The organism is Okeania sp. SIO3B5, from assembly GCF_010692555.1.
Classification (GTDB): Bacteria; Cyanobacteriota; Cyanobacteriia; order Cyanobacteriales; family Microcoleaceae; genus Okeania.
The window spans coordinates 1-6,469 of sequence record NZ_JAAHHG010000553.1 but is presented as its reverse complement, the minus strand read 5'-3'; the positions used below and the strand labels follow the sequence as shown (position 1 = coordinate 6,469).

Below are 6,469 nucleotides of genomic sequence, written 5' to 3'. Positions count from 1 at the left end.
TAGACAGTAAATTAAATATTATCGGCCTGTATTTACCAAAAAATAAGGTCTAAAGCCTCCCCTTTTAAGCTATCCCTTATAAGGAACTCCTGAAAACCTTCTAGCAAGCAGGGGAGCAGGGGACCCTCCCCTCGCCCCTCCCAGGAGGGGAAAAAGGAGAAAGGAGAAAGAATCATAGTAGACAGGAAAAATTACTTAAGTTGTCAAAAAAAATGTACTTTTTCATACACTTTTTCTCTGACAAAAACCTTTTAAAGACTTGAACATAACTTGTCTATGCGTGTCAATTTTCATGTTAAGAAAGATTTTTATAAAGCATAGCCTTTTAAGGGGATGAAAAAAGTAAGTTTCCGTATTTGAAGCCTCTGGGTTTTCTAGGTCATCCTGCGCAAACAGCTAGAGGTACTGATAACTGATAACTGATAACTGATAACTGAAATAACCCACATTTTTAGTCTGGACACGCTACTACTAAAACTTACTTAAATAGTTTCTGGAATTGGAAATTTTTCCCCTCTTAAATAAGCATCAAAATACTTCTTAAAATACAAAATACTTGTCACATTCGGCTCATCACTTTCATCAGGAGCAAATTCATAAATTGGCAATGTTTCTCTCACCAACTTGACTAAATTAGGATGAAGTTCTTCAAAAGATTCTACCCTAGAAATAGTAGTTTCAAACCTTAACCTAGCCGGATGAGCATAACCCAATTTCATCCAAGGCATCCACGGACAATCTCTCGCCCATTCAGAAGGAGGTATTTCTGTTACCCCTGGTCGAGCTACACTAGAAGTAAAATATTCTATTCCTTTAAACTTTTCTCCAGGGCAATAATCTCGATATTTAGTTTCTTTTGCCAAAGGATGAGGATATTCTAAAGGAATTTCTATAACTTTTTTCACATATCCAGAATTCTGAGGAATTACAATTTTTTTTGGTGAGACAAAACCCTGTACCATTCGGTTAGCAATATGTACGACAGGAACTTCTTTTACTCCTTCTCTAGGTCGCCAATAGTGCAATATTTCTTGAGTAGATGAGTCGCAAAATAAACATATTTCTCGATTAATTCTATGTCCTGCTTCCCCATATTCTGGATGTGGTTTAAGAAATACTTTTGTTGCATTCATTCCAATAATAGAAAACAACTTTTCTTGAGGTTTTCCAGGTGATTCTATCCACCAAACTTCTCCACCCCAGTTATAGTAAAGTTGTTTACCATGATTCTCTCTATAAAAATTTAAGTTATCAAATTCATAGTCATTAAAATATTCATCCATGATTAACCCCAGCTTTCTATAAATTATTTTTGTAGTAATTGATAATTGGTAAGCATTCAGCAGTCAGCTATCAGCTATCAGCTATGAGTTATGAACTTACTATTATACTGAAGGAAGAATTAGTCTCCAAAGAGAATTAAAACTTATGTTTGCGTAGCATTCCGCAGGAAATAAAAAGGTTATTAACTAACTTTAATAAGTTCAGGACTTACGCAAAGACACTGTGTATAGAGTCCAATAACTATTGGACAATAGTTATGAGTACTATATATAGCGTATCTGCGTAAGTCCTAAAGTTATTAGGTTCAAAAGCTGTTTGCGTAGCATTCCGCAGGAATAGCTGAATGCTTACATAATTACTGATTAACTATTTAGTAATTAAAATTAGCTCTGAATTATAATTTTCTCTTTCACATATAAAGTATGTCTAAAAAGATTAGACGAAAAAACAAAAAAATCAAACTGATAGCTGATAACCGATTGCTAATTGCTATATTATTATAGACAAAAAATTATATCAGCAAACGAATGGTCAATCTCACCAAAAAACTCCTGGAAGCAAAAGACTGGGTTAAAGTGCGTGCTAGTACTGACGCTCAACAATCTTTTCTGACTTGGCAGGGTTCGGTTTATGCCTTTATTCCTGGGGAGCCAAAACAGCATTTGTTCCAAATAGTAGGGATGAGTGTGGCCAGATGTATTCCCAAGCCGGAGGGAGGTTGGGATTTTACTTCCAGGGAACTAACCTTTTATCTTGACCCCGAAACAGGGGAAAAGTTGGATACTTGGAAAAATCCCTGGACGGACAAAGTTTTACCTGTAGTTCATGTGGCCAATAATCCGGTACAGGGGTTATTTAAAAGACCAATGCCTGCATTAGTTGATGAGGAGTTGACTACTTATAAGTTTGACCTATTTTCTAATTATCCCAACCCCCTCGCCGACGATCCAAAGTTTGCTGAATATAGTCCTCAACCTCTTTATCAAGCTAGCGAATTGTTTAAGTTGACAGTACCCACGGCAGATTTACAAAATCCTGACACAACTTCTGTATCTAAAGTAATGTTGGCATGGGATAGAATAGGCCCTTGGGTGCCATGGATGAAAATGGGCGATCGCTCTGGTAATCTCATTTATAGTGCCTGGGGTGGGAAGGTGGCTGGTGTTGCAGAATTACCCCAGTTAATTCAGGATGAAATGAATACTCGCGTTCCGTTGTTTAAAAATGCAGCTAAATCTATTTTAGATAAGGATGATGTGACTTCTTGGATTTATTTTAAGCAAAATTTTGATGCTTATTTGAAAGGAGAAAAGTTTCCCATTCCGGTACAGGAAGTTGAGTAATAGTAATTGAAGAATACAAGCCACTAAATAATCTGACTTGTATTCTAATTAATATTTATTAAAATACATTATTAACTACTATTAACTTATGGCAAATTCAAAAAAGGTCGTTACAGTATTAATTTCTAGACTTCCACTAGCAGACCAAACAACTGTAGTAATATTCGATCAAATTGGTGTTAGTGAAGTTGAAATAATTTGAACAATTTCTCTAAGTTGCTCAGAGTTAAGAGATTCGATTAGCTTATCTGCTACTTTCTGAGGATTATGACGTGGTATAGTTAGCCATAGACTACTATTTTTGTTATAAGATGACTCTGTTTCTAACCACTCTTTTAGGATTTTTATTCCCCGATCTGTGATTTGATAATAACCGCGTTTTTTTATAGCTAATGGCTCTATCCATCCTAAGTCTAACCATCTTTTTCTCCAAATATTTGCTGTACTTTGGGAAACCTTTAATATTTTTGCAATTTTGACCGTATTGATTGGCTGATTATCTGGACAAGCATTAACTACTTTAGAAAATCTTTGAAAATATCCCTCTGGTTTGCCTGGATATTTAGGTAGGGGAGCTTCTATTTCTTGCCCTCTAGCAATGCCTAATTCTAGCTCCTGAATAACTTGGTCAAGTTCTGATGGAGTACAACCTAATCCAAAGGGTGGTTTAGCCTTGCAGAATTGTTCATAAGTTTTAAATGCTTTTCCCCGTTCATTGACAAGTTGGCGATATCCAGCCTGTTTTTTCATCAAGTCACGCCATGCTTTCAATTGTCGAGCATTGAAAGTAATATCATTTAAGACCGACTGCATCTCTAATCTAACAGCGATCGCCCAAGGACGCGAACCAGGTGTGGCGTTTAAATTTCCAGCATTGCCTAGAGTTTCGATATGAGATTTTAATTGTTCATTGGATATTTGTCTTGTAGCCATGCCCAAACCTTCCTTAATTCTTCAAGTGTCATTTGTTTACGAGGCTTACCGAAAAAGTTAAAAATTTCTGTATTTATGGCTTTAAATTCCAGTTGATTTTTTACTGCATAACGACGCACATGATTTTCAATTTTTTCCCTGATTATTTTTTCTTCTTCACTAGGTGTTAAAATTTCTTTTGTACTAATAAATTGCTCAGAATATACTTCTCCTTTGTCCTGATTATAAGTATCTATAATACGCTTCATTTCTATAGTACTGATTGGTACATCTCGACCTAAAATATTTTGCATTGTTGATTTTATTTTAGCCGTTTCACCGTAATCAATAGTTTCACCACTACTTAAATCGGAAGCTCTAGATCTGGTTAGATTAGAATTTAATGGAATATTAGAATCATCTGAATCTTGGCTATTTTTACTACTATCTTTTTCTCCATTTTTTCCACTACTCCTATCATATTGCTCTTGTTCTCTTTCCCTAATAATAGGTTCTTGTTGAGCCATTATTTTTGCTACACAATCACGGGCAAACTGGTCATCAGGCATAAAAATTAAACCAGTTTTTTTTAAATCCTTAGCTTCTCTATCTACTCTAGCTGCTCTTGCCCAACATTGCTCTAACCAAGGTGTACTTCTAATATGAGTTAAACAGGCAATATGAGTAATTGCTGGAACATCAAGTCCTTCATAAGCCATTGCCACTGTCACCAAAACATCAACTGCTTTCCCATCTCCCTCTTTATAGTCTTTCTTAAATTTTTTTATATCTGCTTGGGCTTTTTTTGAATCATCACTTGTAGCTATTACAGCTTTTATTCCTAAATCATTCAACCACTTCAAATATTCCTTAGCTGTTGATATTAATGGTGCAAGAACCAACATTTTCGCTCGTGAATTAATCTGTTTGTAAGATTTCCAGCTATCAGTACATTGAGTTAGTAGCTGACGAGCATATCCTGTCTTCAGTGCTGTGCTAAGTGCTATACCTGTATAATCTCCCGCTTCTGCTAGACTATCTACAGAACGCCGTTCTCCTTTTTTATCTACCCATTCTGCATCTCCATCACCCCACTCAAAATGAAGAGGAACGATCGCCTCCTCTCTCAACGCTTCACTTCTTGTGTAACGAATAACTCGTATATCTTCACTATCAAACAGATCGGGAGTCATACCATCAGTAGTTTGTCTATAAGGCATAAAAGCTATTTGCTTCTTATCCCCTCTTTGAGCAGTTCCAGTTACCATAATCACTAAAACTGCCCGATCTACTAATGGTTGTAAAGCTTTATGCCAGGAACCACCTTCTTCGACATGATGAAACTCGTCCAAAACCAAAATATAGCGATGACACTTAAATTCTTGTGCATGAAGATTTTGGTTAGCTACTATTGCTTGATAAGTAGCAGCATAACCTGATGTTCCTTTGGAAGGATTTGGATCATTGTTATTCGCCCTAATTTTATGTTCATACTCCAGTTGTTCTGTAAAATACGGAGATACAAAATTTTCTTCTGCTTGCTTTTGCAGATTAAGTCGTGGCACTATCCAACAAATTTTGTCCGCGATAGTTCCTTGAAAATTTCTTGCTCCTGGAGAGGGAATCAAATTTGCAGCAGCAATAATTGGAATCAAGCTTTTACCACCCCCAGGTGTAACTACCATGACAACCTTTCTAATTTTTTCCCCTGCCTGGATACGTTTACATATTTGTAGAAATTGTTCTTGATGATGCCTAAGTTTAATAGACTCTGTAGATTGGGGAAATAAACTCAGTTGCGTTCCTGTTGCCATGCTTTTGTTCTCCTCAGCAGTTTTTTCATAATGACATTTAGGACATAGTGCCTGCATTTCGTGGACATTGGTTCTGTTAGTCTCGGCCCAGCGCTCTATATGATCTGCGTGCCAATTTGTAGGTAGATCGCATCCACATTTCTGGCACTTACCATTAGCCGCATACCACAGGGCTGCTCGTAGCCGTTTTGAGCGAAGAAATCGGCTTTGATTGGACATCTAGAGAGATTAATTGAGCTTACATAGCGGACATAACTTTACCTAAAGTTAAGTTTAGCTTGATTTGATTTTTTCGTCAATATGAAAAATTATTAGGACTTACGCAGATACGCTATATATAGTACTCATAACTATTGTCCAATAGTTACTGGACTCTATACACAGTGTCTTTGCGTAAGTCCTGTTTATATAAAATTAAACTATACTTAATATACTATAATACAGTGTATTCTGGTTTTTTTGGGCTATGACTTCTAACATTTTGGTAGTTGAAGATGAGGCAAAGCTAGCTCAATTTATCGAGCTAGAACTTAAATATGAAGGTTATCAAGTAACTGTGGCTAATGATGGGTTCGCCGGCATAACAATGGCACGAGAAATTAAGCCAGATTTGATAATTCTTGACTGGATGTTACCTGGTTTATCAGGATTAGAATTATGTCGTCGTTTGCGAACTACTGGCGATCAAGTACCAATTATTCTATTAACAGCTAAAGATGATGTGAGCGATCGCGTAGCTGGTTTAGATGCAGGGGCGGATGATTATGTTTTAAAGCCTTTTAGTGTGGAAGAATTATTAGCTAGAGTTAGGGCACATCTCAGACGTACTCAAGAACCTAATCCTGATTTATTAATGTTTGAAGATCTGAGTTTAAATAGAAGTACCAGGGAAGTTTATCGGGGTAATAGAGCAATTGAATTAACAGCAAAAGAATTTGATTTATTAGAATATTTAATGGCTCATCCTCGACAAGTTTTGACAAGAGATAGAATATTAGAAACTGTTTGGGGTTATGATTTTATGGGCGATTCAAATATTATAGAAGTTTATATTCGTTACTTACGTTTAAAGTTAGAATCTAATGAAGAAAAAAGGTTAATTCAAACTGTGCGAGA

At 36.2% G+C, this 6,469-nt stretch carries 5 protein-coding genes; 2 read left to right on the top strand and 3 right to left on the bottom strand.

Translation table 11 applies throughout. From position 1 onward, the window contains the following. Window positions 1-482 precede the first annotated feature (482 nt). Window positions 483-1,283 carry a DUF1838 family protein gene (locus tag F6K54_RS38010; protein WP_293089238.1) on the bottom strand — a complete coding sequence of 267 codons (801 nt, stop codon included), beginning with the start codon at window positions 1,281-1,283 and terminating at the stop codon, window positions 483-485. 528 nt (window positions 1,284-1,811) lie between these two features. Between F6K54_RS38010 and F6K54_RS38005 the strand changes: the two genes are divergently transcribed. Beyond that, window positions 1,812-2,627, top strand: coding sequence for a DUF1838 domain-containing protein (locus F6K54_RS38005; RefSeq protein WP_293089237.1), 816 nt, complete (start codon window positions 1,812-1,814; stop codon window positions 2,625-2,627). A 168-nt stretch (window positions 2,628-2,795) separates the two neighbouring features. Here the strand turns inward: F6K54_RS38005 and F6K54_RS38000 are convergent, their stop codons facing one another. Together F6K54_RS38000 and F6K54_RS37995 are read right to left on the bottom strand one after the other, a co-directional pair. After that, window positions 2,796-3,560, bottom strand: coding sequence for a hypothetical protein (locus F6K54_RS38000; RefSeq protein ID WP_293089235.1), 765 nt, complete (start codon window positions 3,558-3,560; stop codon window positions 2,796-2,798). After that, the gene (locus F6K54_RS37995; RefSeq protein ID WP_293089234.1) at window positions 3,527-5,572 is read right to left on the bottom strand and encodes a DEAD/DEAH box helicase family protein; all 2,046 of its coding nucleotides are present in this window, start codon (window positions 5,570-5,572) and stop codon (window positions 3,527-3,529) included. Before F6K54_RS37995 ends, F6K54_RS38000 begins: the two co-directional genes overlap by 34 nt. 247 nt (window positions 5,573-5,819) lie before the next feature. Between F6K54_RS37995 and F6K54_RS37990 the strand changes: the two genes are divergently transcribed. After that, a partial coding sequence (locus F6K54_RS37990) for a response regulator transcription factor (protein WP_293089232.1) occupies window positions 5,820-6,469 on the top strand: 650 nt, incomplete at its 3' end.